This window comes from Pseudorhodoferax sp. Leaf267 (genome assembly GCF_001422405.1).
Lineage (GTDB): Bacteria > Pseudomonadota > Gammaproteobacteria > Burkholderiales > Burkholderiaceae_C > Pseudorhodoferax.
Genome location: NZ_LMMV01000025.1, coordinates 338,466 through 360,513 on the forward strand (window position 1 = coordinate 338,466; position 22,048 = coordinate 360,513).

The 22,048-nt window shown below is 71.2% G+C and carries 19 protein-coding genes; 10 read left to right on the top strand and 9 right to left on the bottom strand.

Translation table 11 applies throughout. The annotated features are described in order from the left end of the window. Positions 1-11: 11 nt before the first annotated feature. From ASF43_RS26740 to ASF43_RS26760, 5 genes are all read right to left on the bottom strand, one after another. Positions 12-1,157, bottom strand: a complete 1,146-nt coding sequence (locus ASF43_RS26740; RefSeq protein ID WP_056188275.1) for an efflux RND transporter periplasmic adaptor subunit — start codon at positions 1,155-1,157, stop codon at positions 12-14. 19 nt (positions 1,158-1,176) lie between these two features. Continuing rightward, the gene (locus ASF43_RS26745; RefSeq protein WP_056188632.1) at positions 1,177-2,661 is read right to left on the bottom strand and encodes an efflux transporter outer membrane subunit; all 1,485 of its coding nucleotides are present in this window, start codon (positions 2,659-2,661) and stop codon (positions 1,177-1,179) included. A 5-nt stretch (positions 2,662-2,666) separates the two neighbouring features. After that, entirely contained in the window at positions 2,667-3,347 is a 681-nt protein-coding gene (locus ASF43_RS26750) for a CerR family C-terminal domain-containing protein (RefSeq protein WP_056188278.1), read from the bottom strand. A 63-nt stretch (positions 3,348-3,410) separates the two neighbouring features. Then, on the bottom strand, positions 3,411-3,983 hold the full coding sequence (locus ASF43_RS26755) for a putative glycolipid-binding domain-containing protein (protein WP_056188281.1): 573 nt from the start codon (positions 3,981-3,983) through the stop codon (positions 3,411-3,413). Between the two features lie 16 nt (positions 3,984-3,999). After that, the gene (locus ASF43_RS26760) at positions 4,000-4,632 is read right to left on the bottom strand and encodes a class I SAM-dependent methyltransferase (RefSeq protein ID WP_056188284.1); all 633 of its coding nucleotides are present in this window, start codon (positions 4,630-4,632) and stop codon (positions 4,000-4,002) included. Positions 4,633-4,737: 105 nt separating this feature from the next. On the opposite strand from ASF43_RS26760, the gene ASF43_RS26765 reads away from it, so the two are divergent. Together ASF43_RS26765 and ASF43_RS26770 are read left to right on the top strand one after the other, a co-directional pair. Next, positions 4,738-5,574 (top strand): hypothetical protein, encoded by an 837-nt coding sequence (locus ASF43_RS26765; protein WP_056188286.1) that lies wholly within the window; start codon positions 4,738-4,740, stop codon positions 5,572-5,574. A gap of 83 nt (positions 5,575-5,657) precedes the next feature. Then, positions 5,658-6,137: a DM13 domain-containing protein gene (locus ASF43_RS26770; protein WP_056188291.1), complete on the top strand. Its 480-nt coding sequence runs from the start codon at positions 5,658-5,660 to the stop codon at positions 6,135-6,137. A gap of 24 nt (positions 6,138-6,161) precedes the next feature. On the opposite strand, the gene glnE is transcribed toward ASF43_RS26770, so the two are convergent. Then, complete coding sequence (gene glnE, locus ASF43_RS26775; RefSeq protein ID WP_056188293.1) at positions 6,162-8,906, bottom strand: bifunctional [glutamate--ammonia ligase]-adenylyl-L-tyrosine phosphorylase/[glutamate--ammonia-ligase] adenylyltransferase; 2,745 nt, start codon at positions 8,904-8,906, stop codon at positions 6,162-6,164. 95 nt (positions 8,907-9,001) lie between these two features. Between glnE and ASF43_RS26780 the strand changes: the two genes are divergently transcribed. The 5 genes from ASF43_RS26780 to ASF43_RS31035 are packed head-to-tail and all read left to right on the top strand — an operon-like array spanning position 9,002 to position 16,770. Continuing rightward, positions 9,002-13,084 (top strand): YhdP family protein, encoded by a 4,083-nt coding sequence (locus ASF43_RS26780; protein ID WP_056188296.1) that lies wholly within the window; start codon positions 9,002-9,004, stop codon positions 13,082-13,084. Further along, positions 13,081-13,896, top strand: coding sequence for a carbon-nitrogen hydrolase family protein (locus ASF43_RS26785; RefSeq protein ID WP_056188299.1), 816 nt, complete (start codon positions 13,081-13,083; stop codon positions 13,894-13,896). The genes ASF43_RS26780 and ASF43_RS26785 overlap by 4 nt, the downstream gene beginning before the upstream one ends. Before the next feature lie 41 nt (positions 13,897-13,937). Continuing rightward, positions 13,938-15,947 carry a nitrogen regulation protein NR(II) gene (locus tag ASF43_RS26790; protein ID WP_056188634.1) on the top strand — a complete coding sequence of 670 codons (2,010 nt, stop codon included), beginning with the start codon at positions 13,938-13,940 and terminating at the stop codon, positions 15,945-15,947. Between the two features lie 16 nt (positions 15,948-15,963). Further along, a complete protein-coding gene (locus ASF43_RS26795; protein ID WP_056188302.1) occupies positions 15,964-16,590 on the top strand; it encodes a response regulator transcription factor in 627 nt (208 codons plus the stop codon). 27 nt (positions 16,591-16,617) lie between these two features. Continuing rightward, a complete protein-coding gene (locus tag ASF43_RS31035; RefSeq protein WP_156373534.1) occupies positions 16,618-16,770 on the top strand; it encodes a hypothetical protein in 153 nt (50 codons plus the stop codon). 16 nt (positions 16,771-16,786) lie between these two features. Here the strand turns inward: ASF43_RS31035 and ASF43_RS31465 are convergent, their stop codons facing one another. After that, positions 16,787-16,945: a hypothetical protein gene (locus ASF43_RS31465; RefSeq protein ID WP_200932618.1), complete on the bottom strand. Its 159-nt coding sequence runs from the start codon at positions 16,943-16,945 to the stop codon at positions 16,787-16,789. Between ASF43_RS31465 and ASF43_RS26800 the strand changes: the two genes are divergently transcribed. After that, on the top strand, positions 16,878-18,119 hold the full coding sequence (locus tag ASF43_RS26800) for a murein transglycosylase A (protein WP_082498208.1): 1,242 nt from the start codon (positions 16,878-16,880) through the stop codon (positions 18,117-18,119). The two genes, ASF43_RS31465 and ASF43_RS26800, sit on opposite strands and share 68 nt — an antisense overlap. Positions 18,120-18,140: 21 nt before the next feature. Here ASF43_RS26800 and ASF43_RS26805 read toward each other — a convergent pair whose 3' ends face one another. Both ASF43_RS26805 and ASF43_RS26810 read right to left on the bottom strand, forming a co-directional pair. Then, positions 18,141-18,608: a TerB family tellurite resistance protein gene (locus tag ASF43_RS26805; RefSeq protein ID WP_056188308.1), complete on the bottom strand. Its 468-nt coding sequence runs from the start codon at positions 18,606-18,608 to the stop codon at positions 18,141-18,143. Between the two features lie 62 nt (positions 18,609-18,670). Then, complete coding sequence (locus ASF43_RS26810; RefSeq protein WP_056188638.1) at positions 18,671-19,258, bottom strand: DNA-3-methyladenine glycosylase I; 588 nt, start codon at positions 19,256-19,258, stop codon at positions 18,671-18,673. A gap of 113 nt (positions 19,259-19,371) precedes the next feature. Here ASF43_RS26810 and ASF43_RS26815 point away from each other — a divergent pair, with 113 nt between their 5' ends. Both ASF43_RS26815 and ASF43_RS26820 read left to right on the top strand, forming a co-directional pair. Next, a complete protein-coding gene (locus tag ASF43_RS26815; protein WP_056188641.1) occupies positions 19,372-19,791 on the top strand; it encodes a universal stress protein in 420 nt (139 codons plus the stop codon). A 193-nt stretch (positions 19,792-19,984) separates the two neighbouring features. Further along, on the top strand, positions 19,985-22,033 hold the full coding sequence (locus ASF43_RS26820) for a TonB-dependent siderophore receptor (RefSeq protein WP_082498195.1): 2,049 nt from the start codon (positions 19,985-19,987) through the stop codon (positions 22,031-22,033). Positions 22,034-22,048 lie beyond the last annotated feature (15 nt).

The window sequence follows — 22,048 nt, forward strand, 5'->3', positions numbered from 1 at the left end:
GCGCGTGGTCCTTACTTGGCCGTGGCCGCGGCATCGGCCGTGCCCGACACACGCACCAGGTCGCCGTCGTTCAAAAAGCCCGCGCCCGCGATCACCACGCGCGCATCGGCCGGCAGCTCGCCCGTGACCTCGATGCGGTCGCCCACGCGGCGGCCGGCCTGCACCTTGGTCAGCCGCACGCGGTTGTCGCTCTGCAGCACCAGCACGGTATTGAAGCCGTCGCGTGGCACCACGGCGGCCTGCGGCACCGTGAGCGCGTTGCTCTTGCCAATCGCAAACTCACCGCGCGCGAACATGCCGGCCTTGATCCCCGCGTTGTTCTGCACGCCCGGAATGTCCACGTACACCAGCGCATTGCGCGTCTGTGGGTCCACCGTGGGCGCGATGCTGCGCAGCCTGCCCTGCACCTGCGCGCCGCCCGGCGCCGTCACCAGGGCCGGCATGCCCACGGCCAGCTGGCCCAGCTCGGACGAGCTGACTTCGGCGCGCCATTCCAGCCGGCCCTGGCGGATCAGGCGGAACAGCTCGGTGCCGGCGGACACCACGCTGCCCACCGTGGCCGTGCGCGCGGAGATCACGCCGTCGTCTGGCGCCAATACCTGCGTATTGCGTCCGCGCACCTGCTGCGCGGCCAGCACGGCCTGGGCCGCTTCCACCCGCGCCTGCGCGGTCTGCTCGGCGGTCTGGTACTGGTTGATCTGCTGCTGGCTCAGCGCGCCGGTCTTCTCCAGCGTGCGCGCCCGCGCGGCGTTGCCGGCGGCGTCGGCGGCCGTGGCGCGGGCCTCGGCCAGCGCGGCCCTGGCCTGGGCCACGTCGGCATTGATGGTCTCGGGCGAGAAGGTCGCCAGCACCTGGCCCTTCTTTACGCGGTCGCCCACGTTCACGCGCACGTCCGCCAGGCGCAGGCCGTTGGACTCCGATCCCACGCTGGCCTCCTGCCAGGGCGCGATGTTGCCGTTGGCCGAGAGCGTGACGGCCAGCTCGGCCGGCTCGGGCGTGGCCACGGTCACGGTCAGCGCGGGGCGCGGCTGGGCCTCGGCCGCCTTGGAATCGGCTGGTGCCGCGGGCGCTGCGGCCGGTCGCGTGAACCAGTAGCCGGCCGCGACGAGTGCGAGCACGGCCAGGACGATGAGAACGGTGCGTTGGGATCGGGTCATGGTGAACAGGCCGCGCGCCTCAGGGGCGGGGCGTTGAAGGAGTGGGGCGGGCCGCCACAGCGGGGTCTTGCGGGCGCGTCCAGCCGCCGCCGAGCGCGCGGTACAGCGCCACCCAGGCCTCGGCGCGCTCGCGCTGCAGCGCCACGCGCGCGGTCTGCGCGGCGAACAGCGTGCGGCGTGCGTCTTCCAGGTCGAACAGGCTGGCCAGGCCGCCGTCGTAGCGAGACTGCGTGGCGTCGAACGAGGCCTGGTAGTCGCGTACGGCGCTGTCGGCATCGCCCGCGCGCAGGTCGCTGTCCTGCAGCCGGAGCAAGGCCTCCTCGACCTCGCGCACGCCCGCGCGCACCTTGGCGCGGTACAGCGCCACGGCCTCGTCGTAGCGCGCCTGCGCGGCCTCGGCATTCGCGGCGCGCGTGCCGCCGTCGAAGATGGGCAAGGTGAGCTGCAGCGGGCCGATGCTCCAGCTCTTCAAGGTCTCGTTGGCGCCGCCGCCGCGCACGTTGAGCACCGCGATGTTTCCGGACAAGGACAGGCGCGGGTAGCGCTGCGCCTGCGCCGCGCCGGTGTCGGCACTCGCGGCGGCCACGGCCAACTCGGCCGCGTAGACATCGGGCCGCTGCGCCAGCGCACGGGCCGGCACGCTGTCCACGGCCTGCAGCGCGGGCAGGGCCAGGTCGGTCGGGCGTGTGTCCAGCTGGTGGGCCAGCGCGGGCGCGTCCCAGCCCGTCAGCGCGACCAGGGCCTGGCGCTGCAGCGCGCATTGCGTGCGCTGCTGCGTGAGCCGGGCCGAGGCATCGGCCGCGCTGGCGCGGGCCAGCGCCGCATCGGCCGGTGCGGTGAAGCCGGCCTTGGCCGAGAGGTCGGTGAGGCGTGCGCTCTCTCGGCGCGAGCGGGCGTCCGCGCCCGCCACTTCCAGCTGGCGCGCGCAGGCGCGTTCGCTGAAATAGGTGTTCGCGGTCTCGGCGGCCACCGAGACGCGCGCGTCGTGCCACTGCGCCTGGCTCGCGTCCAGCCGCGCGCTGGCGGCATCGCGGCTGGCGGCCAGGCCGCCGAACAGGTCGATCTCCCAGCCGGCCTGCAGCCCGGCCTGGGCATTGGTGAAGGCGGGCAGGGACGCCGAGCCGCTGCCGCCGGACACACCGCCCGACAGCGTGTTGCCGCGGCTCAGCGCCAGCGTGCCGTCCAGCGTCGGAGCCATCGCCGCGCCGGCCTGCACGCGCGCCGCGCGCGCCTCCACAATGCGCGCGGCAGCGCTGGCCACCGTCGGGCTGGCCGTCTGCGCCGCCTCGATCAGCGCATCGAGCACCGGGTCGCCGGCCTGGCGCCACCAGTCGGCCAGCACGGGCAGTGCGCCCGCATGCGGGCGGGCTGCGGCCAGCGGCGTCTGCCATTGCGCGGGCACGGGCGCATCGACCACAGCTGGTGGCCGTGTGATGCCGCAGGCGGCCAGCACCAGCGGCAGCGCGGCCAGGCCCAGGCGGCGCACGAGGGAGGAAGCAGTCATGGTGTTCATCGGGAAGATGGGGCTGCGCGGCGCAGCGCTTCGGCCTCGACCATGGCCAGCGCATAGCCCACGAGGCGCTCGGCCCAGCGGTCGATGCTGGCGGCGCCGCGGAACAGCGAGGGCCGGATCGCGTCCACGCAGTCGCGCATCACGAACAGCTGCATCGCCAGGCCTGTGATGGACAGCGCCAGCCGGTGGATGTCGTCGTCGGCCCTGTTGCCCAGGTGCCGGCTCAGGATGGCCACCAGCACCAGGTGCGGGCCCTTGATGTCGCGCTCCAGTTCTTCGGCCCACTGGCCCGTGGGCTCCAGCATCTCGCGCAGGTGCAGGCGCATGCACTGGCGCACGACCTCGCCCTGCTTGAGCGGTTGCACGTAGGTGGTGAGAAACAGGCGCAGCGCCTCCTGCACGGGCAGGTCGGGCGCGTCGTACAGGTGTGTGAGATCGCCCGCATTGCCCCCCATGGGCTCGGCGAAGCAGGCCGCGTACAGCCCGGCCTTGTCGCCGAAGTAGTAGCGGATGGCCGCGATGTTGGCCCCGGCCGCCAGCGCGATCTCGCGCGTGGAGGTCTTGGCGAAGCCCTTGTCGGCAAACAGTGCGAGCGCGGTCAGCAGCAGATGCTGGCGCGCCTGCTGGCCGTCGCTGCGGGCGCGGCGTGGGGTGGGGGTGGCAGATGGCGGGCGCATGGCCGGCGCATTACACCACGGACATCAAACGTTTGATTGAAGTTGGCGGGGAAGGGAGCAGGGTCAATGGCCGGCATGCACGCGCTGGAACAGGCCCGGGTAGTCCAGCACGATGCCGTCCGCATCGACGGGCAGATCGGCCTGGAAGCCCGAGCCGTCCAGGGTTTCGAAGCGGTACAGCCGCTCGGCCAGCCGCGTGTAAGCCTGGGCCTGCGCCTTCACCGTCAGGTCCGGCCCGAACACCCAGGCCATGCGAAACTCGCTGCGTTCACCGACCGCCAGCGGCGCGCGCCGGATCGGAAAGCTGTTCGTGAACGGCGTGGGCCAGATGTCGATGTCCAGGCAGCCGTCCAGGTCGGGCAGCGCATCGCCTTGCGCGTCGTGCCAGTGGCCCAGGCCGTCGGTGCGCAACTGACGTGAGCGGGTGGTGTGGCCCAGGGTGAGGTCGAACGTGGCGCTGCGCAGTTGCCAGGTGTCGGTCCAGTGGAGCCGGTAGGCCAGGCGGAACGGGCCGCGTTCTTCGTCGATGGCCAGGACGATGCTGTCGGCGGACGACGCGGTCAACAGCAGGTGTTCGAGGCCGATGCCGAGCTGCGCGGGGTTCCACAGCGGTGCCCAGCAGAGCGTGCGGTCCATTGCGCGTGCCATGGCGTCAGGCGCGCAGCGTGTAGTCCAAGGCCCAGAAGTGCTCCCACTCCCGATAAGCGCTGGTGGCCGCATCCGGTTCCACCGCGGCCAGCAACTCGGAGCGTGAAGGAAAGTTCTTGAGGATCCGATGCACCGAGCCGTCCGCCAGGGGGCGCTGCTGGTAGGTGTTGCCGGCCTCGTCGCGCTCGGCAATCGGCGTGCTGCTGCCTGCCACGAAACGGTTGTCCATCAACACGACCCTGGCGCCGGGCTGCAGCGCGGCGTGCAGACCGTGCAGGAATCCGGCAGTCCGGTCCAGCGCAATGTGCGACCACCAGAAGCCGGCGAAGGCGCCGTCGAACTTTTCTTCGAAGCGGGGCAGGTGGAACGCGTCGCCCTGCACGAGGCGAACGTTTCGCGGCACGCGGCCCTGCGCGATGCGCAGGGTCTGCGGTGCACTGTCCAGTGCCACGACGCTCGCCGCTGCAGGCGCGTAGAACTGGGTCCAGTAGCCGGTGCCGCAGGCGATCTCCAATACCTTGCGCCAGGCGAACACGGTGGCAAGCCATGCCTCCATCTGCCGCAGGTCGGCCTGCCGCTCCGGCTTGGCATAGATCCGGTCGTATTCGGGGGCGCGTGCTGCGTAGTACTCCTGCATGGCGGTCTCTCCTGCATCAAGGCCGGATCCGACTATAGGGTGGCCCGCCCCGACCCCGCCTCTAGAATCCGCCCCCTTTCCACCGCTCCCCATCCCCGCACCCCCATGGACATCGTCGTCAACGAAGAACTCAAGGCCTACATCGATCCTCTGACCCCGGACGAACACGAAGCGCTGGAGCGCAGCATCCTGGCCGAGGGCTGCCGCGATGCGCTGGTCTTGTGGGGCGACGTGCTGGTGGACGGGCACAACCGCTACGGCATCTGCAAGGCACACGGCCTGCCGTTCCAGACAGTGCAGAACACGCGCTTCACGTCCATCGAGGACGTGCACCTGTGGATGATCGACCAGCACCTGGGCCGGCGCAGCGTGTCGGACTTCCAGCGCGGCGTGCTGGCGTTGCGCAAGCGCGAGATCGTGGCCGCGCGGCGTGCCCAGCGCGAGGCCGCGCCGGCCGCTGCGCCACCGGCCGCCGAGGCGCCGCCCGGCGAATGGCTGAACACGCGCGAGGCGCTGGCCAAGGCCGCGCGCATCAGCAACAGCCAGGCCGTGATGATCGAGAAGATCCACAAGCAGGCCGCGCCGGAGGTGGTGGCCGCCGTGCGCGCGGGCGACATCTCGATCAATGCCGCGGCCGCCGTGGCCAGCCTGCCGGTCGAGGAGCAGGCCGCCGCCGCCGCCGCCGGCAAGGACGAGCTCAAGCAGGCCGCCAAGCGTGTGCGCGAATCGACCAGGAAAAAGCCGGCCGGCGATGCTGGCGAGCAAGCGCCGCAGGACAGTGGCGAAGACACCATCGAGTCGCTGCGTGCCCGCGTGAAGATGCTGACGGCCGAGAACGCGGCGCTGCGCAAGCAGGTCATGAACCTGCTGGCGAAGAGCCCCGCCGCCGCCAGTGCCGCGCAGGAGCCTGCCGCCCAGGACGACGACGGCGCGCCGTTCTGAGCGCGCGCCGCGGCCCTGCGCCGGCTTGGCAGCGGCGCTGCGCGTGATCAGAATGGAGGCCGACTGACCACCGTCGTTGCCCCATGCGCCGTGCCCCCCGCTTCGCGCTGCTGCTGCTCTCGCACCTGCTGGTGCTGACGCTCGGCTTCAGCCTGGGCGTGTACGTTCTGCCGGTGCTGACGGCGCCGCCCGCCCCGAGCGCGGAGGAGGTCGCTGCGCAGGCCCGGGGCGCGCGCTGGCAGGCGCAGTTCCGGCGCGACCTGCGCGACAGCGATGCGCTGCACTGGGGCGAGGGCACGGTCTCCGTGGGGCCGCGCAGCATCGCGCTGGCCGGCCGCCTGGCACCGGGGCCCGACTACAAGCTGTACCTGTCTCCCGTGTTCGTCGAGACCGAGGCCGACTTCCTGCGGCTCAAGCCGCAGATGGTGCGCGTGGGCGACGTGCGCACCTTCGACAACTTCGTCGTGCCGGTGCCCGAGGCCATCGACGTGGCGCGCCATGCGGCCGTGATCGTCTGGTGCGAGAGCTTCGGGCAATTCATCACGGCGGCGCAGTACCGCTGACGGCGCGGGGCCGTCGGCGGCCTGCTAGCCGAACACCGCCCGCCACACGGCCAGCACCGCGTCGCGCTCGGCCTGCAGCGCGGGCGGCATGAACTGCGTCGGCGCTTCGTCGAGCCGCGCCTGGTGCTGCACATGGCGCAGCTCGCGGTAGGCATCGGCCGCGGCCTGGCCGCTGCCTGCGGGCAGCAAGCCGCAAGCCTCGGCGCGCTGCAGCAGCGCGATGTTGCCCACATTGGCGATCAGCTCCTCGTGCGTGCCGGACTGCGACAGCACCAGGTACTGCACGGCGAACTCGGCGTCCACCATGCCGCCCGTGCTGTGCTTGATGTCGAACTTGCCGCCGCGCACCGGGTGCGCCGTGCGCACCTTGTCGCGCATGGCCACGATCTCCTGGCGCAGCGCATCGGCATCGCGCGGCGCGGCGATCACGGCGCTGCGCACGGCGTCGAAGCGCGGGCGCAGCGACTCGATGCCGACCACGAAGCGCGCACGCGTCATGGCCTGGTGCTCCCAGGTCCAGGCGGTGTTGCTGCCGCGGCGCTGCTGGTACTTGGCGTAGGCGTCGAAGGTGGTGATCAGCAGGCCCGAATTGCCGTTGGGCCGCAGCGCGGTGTCGATCTCAAACAGGTCGCCCTCGCTGGTCTTCACGGTCAGCCAGTTGATCATCTTGCGCACGAAGGCGGCATAGGCCTCGGGCGCGCGCTCGTCGTCGTCCTCGTAGACGAACACGATGTCCAGGTCGCTGCCGTAGCCCAGCTCCTTGCCGCCCAATTTGCCGTAGCCGATGATGGCGAACTGCGGCTCCTCGCGGTGCGCGCTCTTCAGGCGCTGCCAGCACCAGCGCGCCGTCACGCGCAGCATCACGTCGGCCAGGGCCGACAGGTCGTCGGCGACCTGTTCGACCGTGAGCCGGCCCTCCACGTCGCGCGCCAGCGTGCGGAACAGCTCGGCGTGGTGCGCGCGGCGCAGCAGGTTCAAGAGCTCTTCCTCGTCGTCCTCGCCGGTGCGGGCCAGCGACTTGCGGCGCTCTTCGAGCTCGTTCTCGAAAGCCTCGGCCGCGAAGCGCTCGGACAGCATCAGGTTGGAGGCCAGCTCGTCGATCACGCCGGGGTGGCGCAGCAGATAGCGCGCGGGCCAGCGTGCCGCGCTCAGCAGGCGCAGCAAGCGGTCGTGGATGGCAGGGCGCTCCAGCAGCAGGGCCAGGTAGCTCTCACGGCGCAGCAGCGGCTCGACCCAGTCGGCCCAACGCATCGCGCCCTGCAGCCGGCGCTCGCCGGCCTCCTCGTCGGGCTGGCCTTCCTTGAGCCAGTCGGCCGTGCGCTGCACCAGGCGCAGCAGCCGCGCGCGGCTGTCGTCGCGCAGGGCCTGCACGCGCGGGTGCTCGCGCCAGGTGCCGATGCGCGTGCGGAACGCAGCGGGCAGGCGGTCCAGCACGGTGTCCAGATCGGGCGCGCCGGGGCGCTCGCCGCGCGCCGGCTTCACGCCGTTGAGGCAGCCCGTGCAGGCGGGCTTGCCGCCGAGCAGGATGTCGAATTCCTGCGCGACCAGCTCGCGGTGCTGGTCCAGCTCGGACAGGAACGCGCAGCAGGACGCATAGCCCATGGTGTGGGCGATCCAGGCCAGGTCGTCGTCGCCGCTGGGCAGCACATGGGTCTGCTGGTCGTCCAGGTACTGGATGCGGTGCTCGACGCGGCGCAGGAACACATAGGCTGCGGCCAGCGCGTCGGCCGTGGTCTGCGGCATCAGGCCGGCGCGCGCCAGGCGCTGCAGAGCGTCCAGCGTGGAGCGCGTGCGCAGCTCGGGGAATTGGCCGCCGCGCACCACCTGCAGCAGCTGCACGGTGAACTCGATCTCGCGGATGCCGCCGCGCGACAGCTTGACGTCGTTGGCGCGCTCGGGGTGGCCGGCCGCGCGCTTGGCGGCGTGCTCGCGGATCTGCCGGTGCAGCACGCGCAGCGCGTCGAACACGCTGTAGTCCAGGTAGCGCCGGAACACGAAGGGCAGGACCACACCGCGCAGGTCCTGCGCGCCGCCGTCTTCCACGCAGCGGCGCGGCGCGACCACGCGGCTCTTGAGCCAGGCGAAGCGTTCCCACTCGCGGCCCTGCGACTGCAGGTAGTCCTCCAGCGCGCTCAGCGACACGGCCGGCGGGCCGGAATTGCCATGCGGGCGCAGCGCCAGGTCGACACGGAACACGAAGCCGTGCTCGGTCGTGTCGCCGACCAGGCCATAGATGATCTTCACGGCGCGCGCGAAGTACTCGTGGTTGCTGATGCGGCCGCGGCCCTCGGCGTCGCCGGCCGTCTCGCCGTCGTGGTCGTAGACGTAGATCAGGTCGATGTCGCTGGACACGTTGAGCTCGCGCGCACCCAGCTTGCCCATGCCGATGACCCACAGGTTGGCGCGTGCGCCGCCCGGTGCCAGCGGCCTGCCGTGGCGCGCGTCCAGCTCGCGCTCGGCGTCCTGGCCGGCTTCGTCCAGCGCCAGTTCGGCCAGCTCGGTGACCGCGCTGGTGACCACGGCCAGTGGTGCCTGCCGGTCGCAATCCAGGTGCACCAGGCGTTCCATCACCAGCTGGCGCAGCATGCGCAAGGCCGCACTGGTCGTGTGGCCTTGGTCGCGCAGCGCCTGCAGCGTGACGCGCATCTGCGCGCGGCGCGGCGGGCCTTCGGCCAGCAGCGCGAGCTCCTTGGCATAGCGCCGGCGCAGGCGCTGCACGAAGCGCGAGCCGCCCGATGTGGCCAGCGGTGCGGCGGCCGGGTCGGCCATCGAATTCAGGGAAGTGGGGCTGAACAAAGGGTCACGTACGCGGGGGGAACCGGTGCCGAGGTCGCGGGTCATAATTCCTGGCCATCTAGCTTGCAATGACAGAACCGACGCCACGTCCTTCACGCCTTCTCAAGCTGGCGGCCATCGCGGCCCCCTGGGTCTTGGGGCTTGTGCTGGGCATGTGGCTGGTCTTGGGCATGGCCTGGGGGGCGTTGCACGGCTGGATTGTGCCGCGAATCGCCGAGTTCCGCCCGCAGCTGGAAGCCACTGCCACACGCGTGCTCGGGGCTCCCGTGCGCATCGGTTCGATCAGCGCCACATCGGGCTGGCTGGTCCCCAGCTTTGAACTGAACGACGTCGTGCTGCTGGACGCGCAGGGCCGCGAAGGCCTGCGCCTCGCACGTGTATCGGCTCTGCTGTCGCCGCGTTCGCTGGTGCGCCTGGGCTTCGAGCAACTGGTGATCGACGGCCCCGTGCTCGACGTGCGTCGCACGGCCGAAGGCCGCATCCTGCTGGCCGGCATCGACATCTCGGGCGACGCGCAGGGCGGCGACGGCTGGGCCGGCGACTGGCTGTTCTCGCAGCGCGAAGTGGCCGTGCGCCAGGCCACCGTGCGCTGGACCGACGAGCAGCAGCGCAGCGACCCGGTCGAGCTGCAGCAGGCCGACCTGGTCATCCGCAACGGCAGCCGGCGCCACCTGATCCGGCTGGACGCGACACCGCCGGCCGAATGGGGCGAGCGCTTCAGCCTGCGCGCCACGATGCGCCAGTCCCTCCTGAACCCGCGGCGCGGCAACTGGCGCGAGTGGGACGGGCCCGTGTATGCCGACTTCCCCGGCATCGACCTGTCCCGGCTGCGCCCGCATGTCGACCTGGGCGCGGGCCACGACGTCGAGCTGCTGGCCGGCCGCGGCGCGCTGCGCGTGTGGGCCGACGTCGTGCACGGCGACGTGCTGGGCGGCACGGCCGACCTGGCGCTGCAGGACGCCAGCGCCCGCCTCGGCGCCGACCTGGCGCCACTGGCCTTCGACCACGTGCAGGGCCGCCTGACCGGCAAGCAGCTGGCCAGTGGCCTGGAGCTGGCCACAGAGCAGCTGCGCTTCGCACTGCGCGACGGTGAGGACGGCCGCGTCGACTGGCCCCGCGGCGACGTGTTCCTGACCTACATGCGCGGCGAAAGTCGCGTGCCCGGCCAGGGCCAGCTGCGCGCCGACCGCATTGACCTGGGCGCGCTCGCCGAGGTCGCGCGGCGTCTGCCGCTGTCGCCCGAGGCGCATGGACAACTGGCTGCATTCGCGCCGCGCGGCCAGGTCGAACAGCTCAACGCGAGCTGGACGGGCCGCATCGAGGCCCCGGCCAGCTACCGCGTGCGCGGCCGCGTGCAGAATCTGGCGATCGCCGCCGGCGCCCTGCCTGCGGCGCGGCCCGACATGCAGCACCCGATCGGCCGGCCCGGCCTGCGCGGCGCCGCGGGCACGTTCGACCTGAACCAGGGCGGCGGCCAGGCCACGCTGTCGATCGCGCAGGGCGCCATGGAATTCCCGGGCGTGTTCGAAGAGCCGCTGGTGCCCATGGACAGCCTGGACGCCGAGCTGCGCTGGCAGCGACAGGGCGCTCGCCTCACCGTGCACGTGCCGAGCGCGCACTTCGCCAATGCCGATGGCGCGGGGGAGCTGCAGGCGCGCTGGGCCAGCCGCGACGCGCCTGCCGACGACGGCCAGCCGCACGGCCCCGGCGTGCTCGACCTGGCCGGCAAGCTCACACGCGCCGACGGCACGCGCGTGCACCGCTACCTGCCGCTGGTGGTGGGCGACGACGCGCGCCACTACGTGCGCGATGCCGTGCAGCAGGGCAAGTCCAGCAGCGTGCAGTTCAAGGTCAAGGGCGACCTGGAGCACTTCCCCTACCAGAACCCCAAGCTCGGCGAGTTCAACATCACGGCCCAGGTGCAGGACGTCGTCTACGCCTATGTGCCGGCGCGGCTGCAGAACGCCGGCGAGCTGCCCTGGCCCGCGCTGGCCCGGCTGTCGGGCCGGCTCGTGTTCGACCGCAACGGCATGCAGGTGCGCGAGGCCAAGGGCCAGCTTGCCGGCCTGCCGGGGTTTGCGGTCACCAGGGCCGAGGCCGACATCCCCGACTTCGGCCACGCCCAGGTCGCGGTGCGCGCCGAGGGCCGCGGCCCGCTGGCCGAGATGCTGGCCATGGTCGGCAGCTCGCCGCTGGCGCAGATGACGGGCGGCGCGCTGGCGCAGGCCACGGCCACGGGCGCGGCGGACCTGAAGCTGCAGCTTGCGCTGCCGCTCGCGGACCTGGCCCGCAGCAAGGTGCAGGGCAGCGTGCTGCTGCCCGGCAATGACGTGCGCATGCAGCCCGACACCTCGCTGCTGGCGCGCACGCGCGGCAGCGTGAACTTCAGCGAGACCGGCTTCACGCTGGCCGGCCTGCAGACCCGCGTGTTCGGCGGCGACGCGCGCGTGGAGGGCGGCTCGCGCGGCGACGACGTGAACCTGCGCCTGCAGGGCGAAGCCACGGCCGAGGGCCTGCGCCAGGCCGGCGAGCTTGGCGTGGTGGCGCGGCTGGCGCAGCAGGCCACGGGCGGCACGGCCTATGCGGCAGCGCTGACCATGCAGAACGGCGCGCTGGCCTTCAATCTGGACAGCAGCCTGCAGGGCCTGGCCTTGAACCTGCCCGCGCCGCTGGCCAAGCCCGCCGACACGGCCTGGCCGCTGCGCGTGGCGCTGGCGCCGCAGGCCGGCACGCCGCGCACGGACCAGCTCGCCGTGGAGCTCGGGCCGCTGCTGTCGGCCCAGTTCGTGCGCGATCTGTCCGGCACCGAGCCGCGCGTGCTGCGCGGCGCCATCGGCCTGGGCCTGCTGCCCGACGAGACGGCGCCGCTGCCGCCCAGTGGCGTCGTGGCCAACGTGCGGCTGGACACGGTCTCGGTCGACGCCTGGCAGGCCGTGCTCGGCGACCTCTCGCCCGCGGCGGCCGGGGCCGCGCCGGCCCCTGCGGGCGCGGCGGGCGGCGACAGCGCTTTCCTGCCCGACCGCTTCGCGCTGCGTGCCGGCGAGCTGCGCTTCGGCGGGCGCAGCCTGCACCAGCTGGTCGTCGGCGGCTCACGCCAGGGCAGCACCTGGCGCGCCAATGTCGATGCGCATGAACTCAACGGCTACGTCGAGTACCGGGCCGGCGCGGGCGGCGATGCGGCATCGGGCCGCGTGCACGCACGGCTCGCACGGCTGGCCATCGCCCAGGGCAGCGAGGACGAAGTCACGACCCTGCTGGACCAGCAGCCTTCGGCCGTACCGGCGCTGGACGTGGTGATCGAGGACTTCGAGTTGCGCGGCAAGAAGCTGGGCCGCCTGGAGATGGACGCCGTGAACCGCGGCGGTGCCGAGTGGCGGCTCAACAAGCTGCACCTGGCCATGCCCGAGGCCGACTTCCTCGCATCCGGCAGCTGGGCCGCGGGCCCGAACGGCCAGGCCCGGCGCACGGTCATGGATTTCAAGCTGGACATCCAGGACGCCGGCGCGCTGCTGGCGCGGCTGGCCATGCCCGGCGTGTTCCGCCGCGGCGCGGGCCGCATGGAGGGCCAGGTGGCGTGGACCGGCTCGCCCCTGTCGCTCGACGAGGCCAGCCTGGGCGGCCAGTTCCACCTGGACGTGGAGAACGGCCAGTTCCTCAAGGCCGATGCCGGCGCCGCGCGGCTGCTCGGCGTGTTGAGCCTGCAGGCGCTGCCCAGGCGGCTGACGCTGGACTTCCGCGACCTGTTCAGCGAGGGCTTCGCGTTCGACTTCATCCGCGGCGACGTGCGCATCGCGCGCGGCAAGGCCAGCACCAACAACCTGCAGATGAAGGGTGTCTCGGCCGCCGTGCTGCTGGACGGCAGCGCCGACATCACGCAGGAGACGCAGGACATCCGCGTCGTCGTCGTGCCCGAGATCAACGCGGGCACGGCCTCGCTGGTGGCCACCGTGATCAACCCGGCCATCGGCGTGGGCACCTTCCTCGCGCAGTGGCTGCTGCGCCGCCCGCTCATGGAGGCGGCCACGCAGCAGTTCCACATCGACGGCACCTGGAGCGACCCGCGCATCGAGCGCGTGGCGCGCAGCGGGCCGACCGCGGTCGCCGAAGAGCGCAAGGGCGGCACGCCGCCCTCCGCAGGAGCCACGCCATGAAGATCGCCGCCGTGCAGATGGTCTCGTCCACGCGCCTGGACCACAACCTGGGCCAGGCCCGTGCGCTGCTGGAGCAGGCCGCCGCGGCCGGCGCCGAGCTGGCCGTGCTGCCCGAGTACTTCTGCCTGCTCGGCGCGCGCGACACCGACAAGCTCGCGATCCAGGAGGCGTTCGGCCACGGGCGCATCCAGACCTTCCTGGCCAACGCCGCGCGCGAGCTGGGCCTGTGGCTGGTGGGCGGCACGCTGCCGATCACGGTGGGCGACGGCACGCGCGTGCGCAACACCTCGCTGGTGTTCGACCCGCAGGGCGCTTGCGTGGCGCGCTACGACAAGATCCACCTGTTCCGCTTCGACAACGGCACCGAACGCTTCGACGAGTCGCGCGTGCTGGAGCGCGGCGACGCGCCCGCGCTGCTCGACATCACGGCGCGCGACGGCCGGCGCTGGCGCGTGGGCCTGAGCGTGTGCTACGACCTGCGCTTTGCCGAGCTGTACCGCCACTACGCCGCGGCCGGTGCCGAGCTGCTGCTGGTGCCCAGCGCCTTCACGCACACCACCGGCCAGGCGCACTGGGAGACGCTGCTGCGTGCCCGCGCCATCGAGAACCTGGCCTACGTGTGCGCGCCCGCACAGGGCGGCCTGCACGAGAACGGCCGGCGCACCTGGGGCCATACCATGCTGGTCGATCCCTGGGGCCAGGTGCTGGACGAGCGCGCCGAGGGCGAGGGCTGCGTGCTGGCCACGCTGGACGCCGCGCGGCTGGCCCAGGTGCGCCGGCAACTGCCCGCGCTGGAGCACCGCGTGCTGTGAGCGTCGAGATCGCCCTGCACCCCTGGCGCTGGCTGCAGTCCATGTGGCGACGCTGGTCGCTGTGGTCGCTGCTGATCGCGCTGGTGGTCGGCGTGCTGGTCACGCTGGTCTGGCTGGCCGGGCGCTACGAAGCCAGCCAGGTGCAGAACAAGGTCGAGCGTGACACGGCCGATGCCGTCACCGACATCCGCGCCGCGCTGGCGCGCAACATCCAGAGCTTCCAGGCCCTGCACGCGGCCGACCCAAGCCTGGAGGACTGGAACGCGCGCGCCACCGCCATGCTGCGCGAGCGCCGCGAGCTGCTGCGCATCGAGTGGCGCAGCCCCGCGCTGCGGGTGCAGGCCGAGGCCGACACGCCCTACCGCGGCGCCGTGTTCGCGCAGCTGGGCCGCGACGGCTCGCACTCCGACGTGAGCCTGAGCTGCGCCACGGCCCGGCGCTTCAACGGCCCGGCGTACTCGACCAGCTACTTTCTGCCCCAGCCCGACGGCCGCGGCCTGGAGGTCATGGACCTGTGCCTGCCCATCGTGCGCAGCGGCCACCTGGCCGGCCATGTGCTGGCCACCTATTCGCTGCAGGACATGCTGGCCGACCTGATCGGCCGCCAGCTCACGCGCAGCCAAGAGGCCTCGTTCATCGAGGCCGACGGCACGCGTCTGGCGCTGTACGGCACTTCACGCCGCGGCGCGCGCGTGTTCTCGGCCCAGCAGCTGCTGGACCTGCCGGGCAATGCCATGCTGCTGCGGCTGGACAGCTGGCGCTCGGCACCCGATCTGCTGCCCAACGTGCTGACCGCGCTGGTCACCTGCATGTCGATCGCGCTGGTCTCGGTGCTGGTGCTGCTGGCCAAGGACATGCGGCGCCGCCAGCGCGCCGAGCGCGACCTGGCCGATGCGCTGGCCTTCCGCAAGGCCATGGAGGACTCGCTGCTCACCGGCCTGCGCGCGCGCGACCTGGACGGCCGCATCACCTACGTGAACCCGGCCTTTTGCAACATGGTGGGCTTCGCGCCCGAGGAGCTGTGGGGCACGGACGCGCCTGCGCCCTACTGGCCGCCCGAGCTCGTGGGCGAATACGAGCAGCGCCAGGCGATCCGGCTGGCCGGCAACGTGCCGCCGCGCGAGGGCTTCGAGTCCGTGTTCCAGCGCAAGGACGGCACGCGCTTTCCGGTGCTCATCATCGAGGCGCCACTCATCAACGCGCAGGGCGTGCAGACGGGCTGGATGAGCGCCTTCCTGGACATCAGCGAGCAGCGCCGCGTCGAGGAGATCTCGCGCGCCAGCCAGGAGCGGCTGCAGGCCACGGCGCGGCTGGCCACGGTCGGCGAGATGGCCTCGCTATTGAGCCACGAGCTGAACCAGCCGCTGGCCGCCATCTCCAGCTATGCCACGGGCTCGCTGAACATGCTGGAGCACGCGCCGGCCGATGCCGCCGACACGGCAGTGGCGCTGCGGCGCATCGCCGAGCAGGCCGAGCGCGCCGGCCGCGTCATCAAGAGCGTGCACGACTTCGTGCGCCGGCGCGAGGAGGCGCACGAGGCGGTGGCGCCGCAGGCCCTGCTGGACGCGATCTGGCCGCTCATCAGCCTGCAGGCGCGCAAGCTCGGCGTGCAGCTGCGCAGCGAACTGGCGCCCGGCCTGCCACCCGTGCGCTGCGACCGCACGATGGTCGAGCAGGTGCTGCTCAACCTGGCGCGCAACGGCATGCAGGCCATGGACCACCCGTCGGTGCAGCAGCGACTCTTGCTGCTGCGCGTGACGCATGCCGGTGCGCGCGAGGGCGCGAGCCGGCCCAACGGCTGGCTGGAATTCTCGGTGGCCGACGGCGGCGCCGGCATTCCCGGGGACGTGGCGGCGCGGCTGTTCACGCCCTTCTTCACGACCAAGCCCGAGGGCATGGGCCTGGGCCTGTCGCTGTGCCGCACGGTGGTCGAGCAGCACGGCGGCTGGCTGGGCTTCGAGGCCAACCAGCCGCAGGGCACCGTGTTCCGCTTCACGCTGCCGGTGCAGGTGGTGGACACTCCCGCCATCCCCCGGGCCGCCGTGGCCTGACTGCAAAGACGACACCATGCAACCCATCCAGGAAGGACTGGTCCACATCGTCGACGACGACGCCGGCGTGCGCGACGCGCTGTCGTGGCTGCTGCGCTCGCGCCGCCTGCTCAGCGAGACCTACGACAGCGCCGAGGCCTTCGACGCGCGGCTGCAGGCCGGCCTGGAGCCCGCGCAGGCCGCCTGCCTGCTGCTGGACGTGCGCATGCCCGGCATGAGCGGGCTGGCCCTGTTCGACAAGATGGTCGCCGCGGGCCAGCACGTGGGCCTGCCGGTGATCTTCCTGACGGGCCACGCCGACGTGCCGACCGCGGTCGATGCGGTCAAGCGGGGCGCGTTCGACTTCTGCGAGAAGCCGTTTTCCGACAACGCGCTGGTCGACCGCATCGAGCAGGCGCTGGCCGAGTCGGCACGCACCTTGTCTGCGCAGCGTGGCACGACGGTGCTGCGCGCGCGCTTGAACGAGTTGACCGAGCGCGAGCGCGACGTGATGCGCCTGGTGGTCGAGGGCTTGCCGAACAAGTTGATTGCCGACCAGTTGGAGATCAGCGTGCGCACGGTGGAGGTGCACCGCGCACGCGTGTTCGACAAGATGGAGGTGAAGTCCGCCGTGGAACTGGCCAACCTGCTGCGCGATGTGTGACCCCATCCGCCCCGGCCGTCCTACAAGGTGCGCCGGCAGCTGACTACAGCGCTGGTGCGGCTTGGCGGCGATGCTCAGGGCGTCATCCACCAAGAGGTTCGCACCATGAACTCCATCATCTACATCGTTGGCCTTGTCGTCGTGATCGTTGCCGTCCTGTCCTTCTTCGGGCTGCGCTGATCGAACAGGCCCGCGCCTAGCGCGGGCTGGAGCCAGGGCCGCCCTCTGCAGGCGGCTCGGGCGCCGGGTCAACCGGGGGCAATTCGCCCTTGTCGCGGCCCGAGAACATGGTCCACCACACGATGAGCACCAGGAGCAGCAATGCGCCCAGGGCTTCGAGCAAAATCAGGACCATGAACCGACTCTCCAGGCTGTTGGGATGCGCGGCGATTGTAGGAATCCTCGTCGCCTGTTCCAGCAAGCCCCCACGGCCTGAACCCCCATCCACCACCACCACGCCACCGGGTGTCGGCGTGCCCGCCTTGCCGCCCATCGCGGACTGGCCTGGCGATACCGCGCCCCTGCCGGCCCCCATCGTGCGGGGGCGCAGCCAATGGGTGGCGGTGCGCTGGTCCGAATTGCCGGGCCTGGGCGAAGACGCCCTCTACGAAGCCTGGAATGCCTGGATGCGCAGTTGCGAGCGCCCAGGCGGCACCTGGGCTGCGCTGTGCCCCGAAGTGCGGCGCATGAGCATCGCCACCGTGGCCGAGCAGCGCAGCTGGATGCTCGCGCGGCTGCAGCCCTACCGCATCGAGCCATTGCCCGGCAGTGCGCCCAGCGAGGGCCTGCTCACGAGCTACTACGAGCCCATGTTCGAGGCCTCGCGCACGCCCAATGCGCTGTTCACCGTGCCGCTGTACCAGCCGCCGGCCACGCTGGCCCAGCGCAAGCCCTGGTACACGCGCCAGCAGATGGACACGCTGCCCGAGGCCCAGGCCCAGCTGGCCGGCCGCGAGATCGCCTGGCTGGCCGACCCGGTCGACGCGCTGGTGCTGCAGATCCAGGGCTCGGGCCGCCTGCGCATGACCGAGCCCGACGGCAGCCAGCGCCTGTTGCGCGTGGCCTATGCCGCCACCAACGACCAGCCCTACAAAAGCGTGGGCCGCTGGCTGCTGGACCAGGGCGCGATCCGCGACGCCACCTGGCCCGGCATCAAGGCCTGGACCGTGCAGAACCCGGCGCGCGTGCGCGACATGCTGTGGTCCAACCCGCGCATGGTGTTCTTCCGCGAGGAGCCCTTGCCGGCCTTCGACGCCGCCTTCGGCCCGCGCGGCGCGCAGGGCGTGGCACTCACGCCGGGCCGCTCGATCGCGGTGGACCCGCAAAGCGTGCCCTACGGCACCCCCGTCTGGCTGGCCTCGCAGGGGCCGGTGGTGAATCTGGCGCGCCTGGTGCTGGCGCAGGACACCGGCAGCGCCATCGTCGGCGCCGTGCGCGCGGACTACTTCGCGGGCTGGGGCCCGGAGGCGGGCGACATCGCCGGGCGGCTCAAGCAGCCGCTCAAGATGTGGGCGCTCTGGCCGCGGTAGTGCTGCTGGCGCGGGTGGCCGTCAGGGCAGGCCCGCCGCTTCCTTGGCCCGCAGCTTGGCCGCGATGTACTCGCCGTGCGTCACGTGCAGCAGGCCCGCGATCTTGCTGATCGCATGGTTCTCGTTGGCCTCCACCTGCAGATCGGCATAGGCCACCGTCCACAGCGCCTCGACCAGAGCGATCTTTTGCGGCTGCGTGAAGCGCTCGTTCAGCACGCTCGTGAAGCGGTGGTAGTCGTAGAGCTGGTGCGCCTCGGCGGTGGCCAGTTCCAGCAGCCGGTCCAGCTCGTCATCGGTCAGCGCGAACTTGCGGCGCAGCGCCGCCAGCACGGCCTGGCGCTCGGCCGGGCCGGACGACGTGTCGGCCCGCATGACCTCCACCAGCAGCACGGCCGCCGCCAGCTGGTGCTGGTGCGCGCGCTGGGCCAGCGACTGGCCGGCAGCAGGCGCGGTGAACGAGTCGAACAATTCCTTGAGCGTGCGCAGCATCGGGATCCTGTGGGAGAGAAGACTTCTGCATGGACCCGCGCGCAGGGCCGCGGGTTCCGCGTTCAAGCCCGAAAGGCAGGGCCCTGCACCTGCCCGCGCCGAAAGCAATGCGCCGCATGGTCGTTCACCATGCCGATGGCCTGCATCCACGCGTAGACGATGACCGGCCCCACGAACTTGAAGCCGCGCGCCTTGAGCTCCTTGGAGATCCGCTCCGACAGCGGCGTGGACACGGGGAAGTTGCGCCCATCGCCCTCGATGACCTGGCCGTCGGTGAACGACCAGCAGAAGGTGGCGAAGTCCTCGCCACGCGCCTGCATGCCGCCGTAGATCTTCGCGCCGGCGATCGTGGCCTCGATCTTGGCGCGCGAACGCACGATGCCCGCATCGCCCATCAGTCGCTCGATGTCGCGCTCGGTGAAGCGCGCCACCTTGTTCGGCTCGAAGTTCGCGAACGCCTTGCGAAAGGCCTCGCGCTTCTTCAGGATCGTGATCCACGACAGGCCGGCCTGGAAGCCTTCGAGCATCAGCATCTCCCACAGCATGCGCGCGTCGTGCTGCGGCACGCCCCATTCGGTGTCGTGGTAGGCCTGGTAGAGCGGGTCGCTGCTGCACCAGCTGCAGCGCGCAAGAGCGTGGGGTTCGGACATGGCCGCATTGTCGCTTTGGCCCACCGCCATGAGGGAGATCAAGGCATGGCCCGGAGGGCGGGGTGATACTGGCTTGCACCCCCGTGTCCACCCCCCTCAAGAAGGAGATGACCATGAAGATTCTGATCGCCGCCGACGGCAGCAAGCACACCAAGGACATGCTGGCCTACCTGGGCACGCATGCGTGGCTGACGGAGAGCAACCAGTACACCGTGCTGACCGTGGTGCCGGAGGTGCCCAGGCGCGCCGCCTCCTACGTGGACGCCGACGTGGTCAAGGGCTACTACCAGGAAGAGGCCGACAAGGTGCTGGAGCCGGTGCGCGCATTCTTCGCGCAGCAGGGCGTGCCGGCCGAGTTCCAGCACAAGGTCGGCCACCCGGCCGAAGCCATCGCGCACGAGGCCACGCAGGGCAACTACGACCTGCTGGCGCTCGGCAGCCACGGCCACGGCGTGCTGGGCAACCTGATCCTGGGCTCGGTCGCCACCAAGGTGCTGAGCCTGTGCAAGGTGCCCGTGCTGCTGCTGCGCTGAACGCCTTCCCCGCGCGGCCGCAGCGGCCGCGCGCCGGTCATGGCCAGGCCCGCAGTGCACTGCGCCGGCCTGTCGTATCCATGCAACGACCCCCGATCCGCACGAAAGGGCGCCGCTAAACTAGCGCCCCCGCAAGCCAGGCGCGTCTGCGTGAACGCCAAGCCAGCACAACCAACTCTTTGGTGAGCTTGCCATGCCCGTTCGTCTCCATGCTGCGCTGCGGATCGCTGCGCTCTCTCCCCTTGCCCTGTGCCTGTCCCAGGTGGTCTGGGCCCAGGCCGCGGCGCCGGCTGGGGATAGCGGCAAGGCCTTGTCCGCCGTCAACGTCATCGGCTCGGTCGACCAGTTGCAGAGCCTGGATTTCTACGCGCCCAACTCCAGCGCCGTGATCGACCGCAACGCCATCGAGGCGATCGGCAGCCGCAAGCTCGACCAGGCCCTGCAATACCAGGCCGGCATCGTCAGCGAGCCCTTCGGCGCGGACAACAAGGTCGAGTGGTTCAAGATCCGCGGCTTCGACGCCTCGGTGTCGATCGACGGCGCGCCCACCACGCCCAATGGATTTTTCGTCGGCAAGCCTGAAATCTTCGGCGTGGAATCGGTCGAAGTGGTCAAGGGCGCGAACGCGCTGGTGTTCGGCGCCGCCAACACCGGCGGCGGCGTCAACCTGGTGACCAAGCGGCCGCAGAAGACCCCGGGGCTGCTGCTCAATACCGAGCTGGGCAACCGCGGCAAGCGTGGCCTGGGCGTGGACTACAACGGCGTGGCCAACAGCGATGGCTCCGTGTACTACCGCCTCGTGGCGCAGGCCCGCACGGAAGACGGCATGCAGCACGGCACGGAGATGGAGAGCTATTACTTCGCACCCAGCGTCACCGTCGAGTTCAGCAAGCGCACGGCGCTGACGCTGCTGGGCAGCGTGCAGCGCGAAAGCGGCACGCCCACCAACGGCTTCATGCCCGGCTATGGCTCGCTGATCGACACGCCCTACGGCCGCATCGACCGCCGCACCAACCTGGGCGAGCCGGATTTCGACCACCTCAAGCGTACGCAGGCGACCGCCGGCTGGCTGCTGCGCCATGACATCTCCGACAACTGGTCCTTCGCACAGAACTACAAATTCTCGCGCTTCGTGCTGGACCAGCAGAACGTGTTCGCGTATGCGTCCGACAACGACCGCCAGGCACTGCGGGGCTACAGCTACACCAAGGGCGACACCGACAACCACTTCCTGGACAACCGCCTGAGCGGCTCGGTGAAGTGGGGCGACATCACGCTGCGCCCGACCGTGGGCCTGGACTACCTGAAGTCCGACACCGAGGGCCAGAACAACGGCTTCGGTCTCGTGCCCAACCTGGACATGTTCGCGCCCGTGTACGGCGCGCCGTTCGCCGTCAGCGCCTCGCCCTACGAGCAGCGCCTGCGCCAGCTGGGCGCCTATGCGTCCGCGCAGCTGCAGGTGGGCAGCAACTGGAACTTCAACGCCGGCCTGCGCCACGACCGTGCCAGGAACAGCGTCGAAGGCGGCTACGACGTGAGCCACAACAGTTTCAACGCCGGTGCGATGTACATCACCTCCGTGGGCATCGCGCCCTACATCAGCTATTCGGAGTCCTTCAAGCCGACGGTGGGGGTAGACAGCGACAACCGGCCCTATGTGCCCTATGAAGGCCGGCAGGCCGAAGTGGGTGTGAAGCTGGAGCCCTCCTGGCTCAACGGCGGCAACATGACCTTCGCCTACTTCGACCTGCAGGAGAAGAACGCGCTGGCGGCCGATGCCTCCAACGTGCAACGCCAGATCGGCAAGCGCACCAACCGCGGCTTCGAATGGCAGGGCGACTTCAAGATCCAGCGCGCCACCGCCATCAAGGCGTCCTACACGCACAACGACTCGGACCAGGACCGCACCGTCACCGACACCGTGCGCACGCCGCTGATCCCGCGTAACCAGGCCAGCCTGTGGGTCAGCCACAAACTGAACCTGGCCGGCACCAACGGCCTCACCGTGGCGACCGGCGCGCGCTACAACGGCTCCACGGTCGACGAGACCTACTACCCGGGCCGCAAGATCGCCGCGTTCACGCTGCTGGACCTGATGGTGCGCTACGAGATCGACCGCAACTGGGCGCTGCAGCTGAACGCACGCAACCTGACGGACAAGACCTATGTCAGCGCCTGCGACTTTTACTGCTACTACGGCGGTGGCCGCACGGTGGACGTGCAACTGCAGTACCGCCGCTAAGGCAGGCTGAACGCC

Coding starts and splice junctions, on each gene's coding strand:
- ASF43_RS26785 (WP_056188299.1), top strand. CDS start 13,081: ATGAAGATCGCCGCCGTGCAGATGGTCTCGTCCACGCGCCTGGACCAC.
- ASF43_RS26760 (WP_056188284.1), bottom strand. CDS start 4,632: ATGCAGGAGTACTACGCAGCACGCGCCCCCGAATACGACCGGATCTAT.
- glnE (WP_056188293.1), bottom strand. CDS start 8,906: ATGGCCGACCCGGCCGCCGCACCGCTGGCCACATCGGGCGGCTCGCGC.
- ASF43_RS26805 (WP_056188308.1), bottom strand. CDS start 18,608: ATGCTGCGCACGCTCAAGGAATTGTTCGACTCGTTCACCGCGCCTGCT.
- ASF43_RS26795 (WP_056188302.1), top strand. CDS start 15,964: ATGCAACCCATCCAGGAAGGACTGGTCCACATCGTCGACGACGACGCC.
- ASF43_RS26820 (WP_082498195.1), top strand. CDS start 19,985: ATGCCCGTTCGTCTCCATGCTGCGCTGCGGATCGCTGCGCTCTCTCCC.
- ASF43_RS31465 (WP_200932618.1), bottom strand. CDS start 16,945: ATGGTCCTGATTTTGCTCGAAGCCCTGGGCGCATTGCTGCTCCTGGTG.
- ASF43_RS26770 (WP_056188291.1), top strand. CDS start 5,658: ATGCGCCGTGCCCCCCGCTTCGCGCTGCTGCTGCTCTCGCACCTGCTG.
- ASF43_RS26800 (WP_082498208.1), top strand. CDS start 16,878: ATGGTCCACCACACGATGAGCACCAGGAGCAGCAATGCGCCCAGGGCT.
- ASF43_RS26815 (WP_056188641.1), top strand. CDS start 19,372: ATGAAGATTCTGATCGCCGCCGACGGCAGCAAGCACACCAAGGACATG.
- ASF43_RS26810 (WP_056188638.1), bottom strand. CDS start 19,258: ATGTCCGAACCCCACGCTCTTGCGCGCTGCAGCTGGTGCAGCAGCGAC.
- ASF43_RS26745 (WP_056188632.1), bottom strand. CDS start 2,661: ATGACTGCTTCCTCCCTCGTGCGCCGCCTGGGCCTGGCCGCGCTGCCG.
- ASF43_RS26755 (WP_056188281.1), bottom strand. CDS start 3,983: ATGGACCGCACGCTCTGCTGGGCACCGCTGTGGAACCCCGCGCAGCTC.
- ASF43_RS26750 (WP_056188278.1), bottom strand. CDS start 3,347: ATGCGCCCGCCATCTGCCACCCCCACCCCACGCCGCGCCCGCAGCGAC.
- ASF43_RS26740 (WP_056188275.1), bottom strand. CDS start 1,157: ATGACCCGATCCCAACGCACCGTTCTCATCGTCCTGGCCGTGCTCGCA.
- ASF43_RS26790 (WP_056188634.1), top strand. CDS start 13,938: ATGTGGCGACGCTGGTCGCTGTGGTCGCTGCTGATCGCGCTGGTGGTC.
- ASF43_RS26780 (WP_056188296.1), top strand. CDS start 9,002: ATGACAGAACCGACGCCACGTCCTTCACGCCTTCTCAAGCTGGCGGCC.
- ASF43_RS26765 (WP_056188286.1), top strand. CDS start 4,738: ATGGACATCGTCGTCAACGAAGAACTCAAGGCCTACATCGATCCTCTG.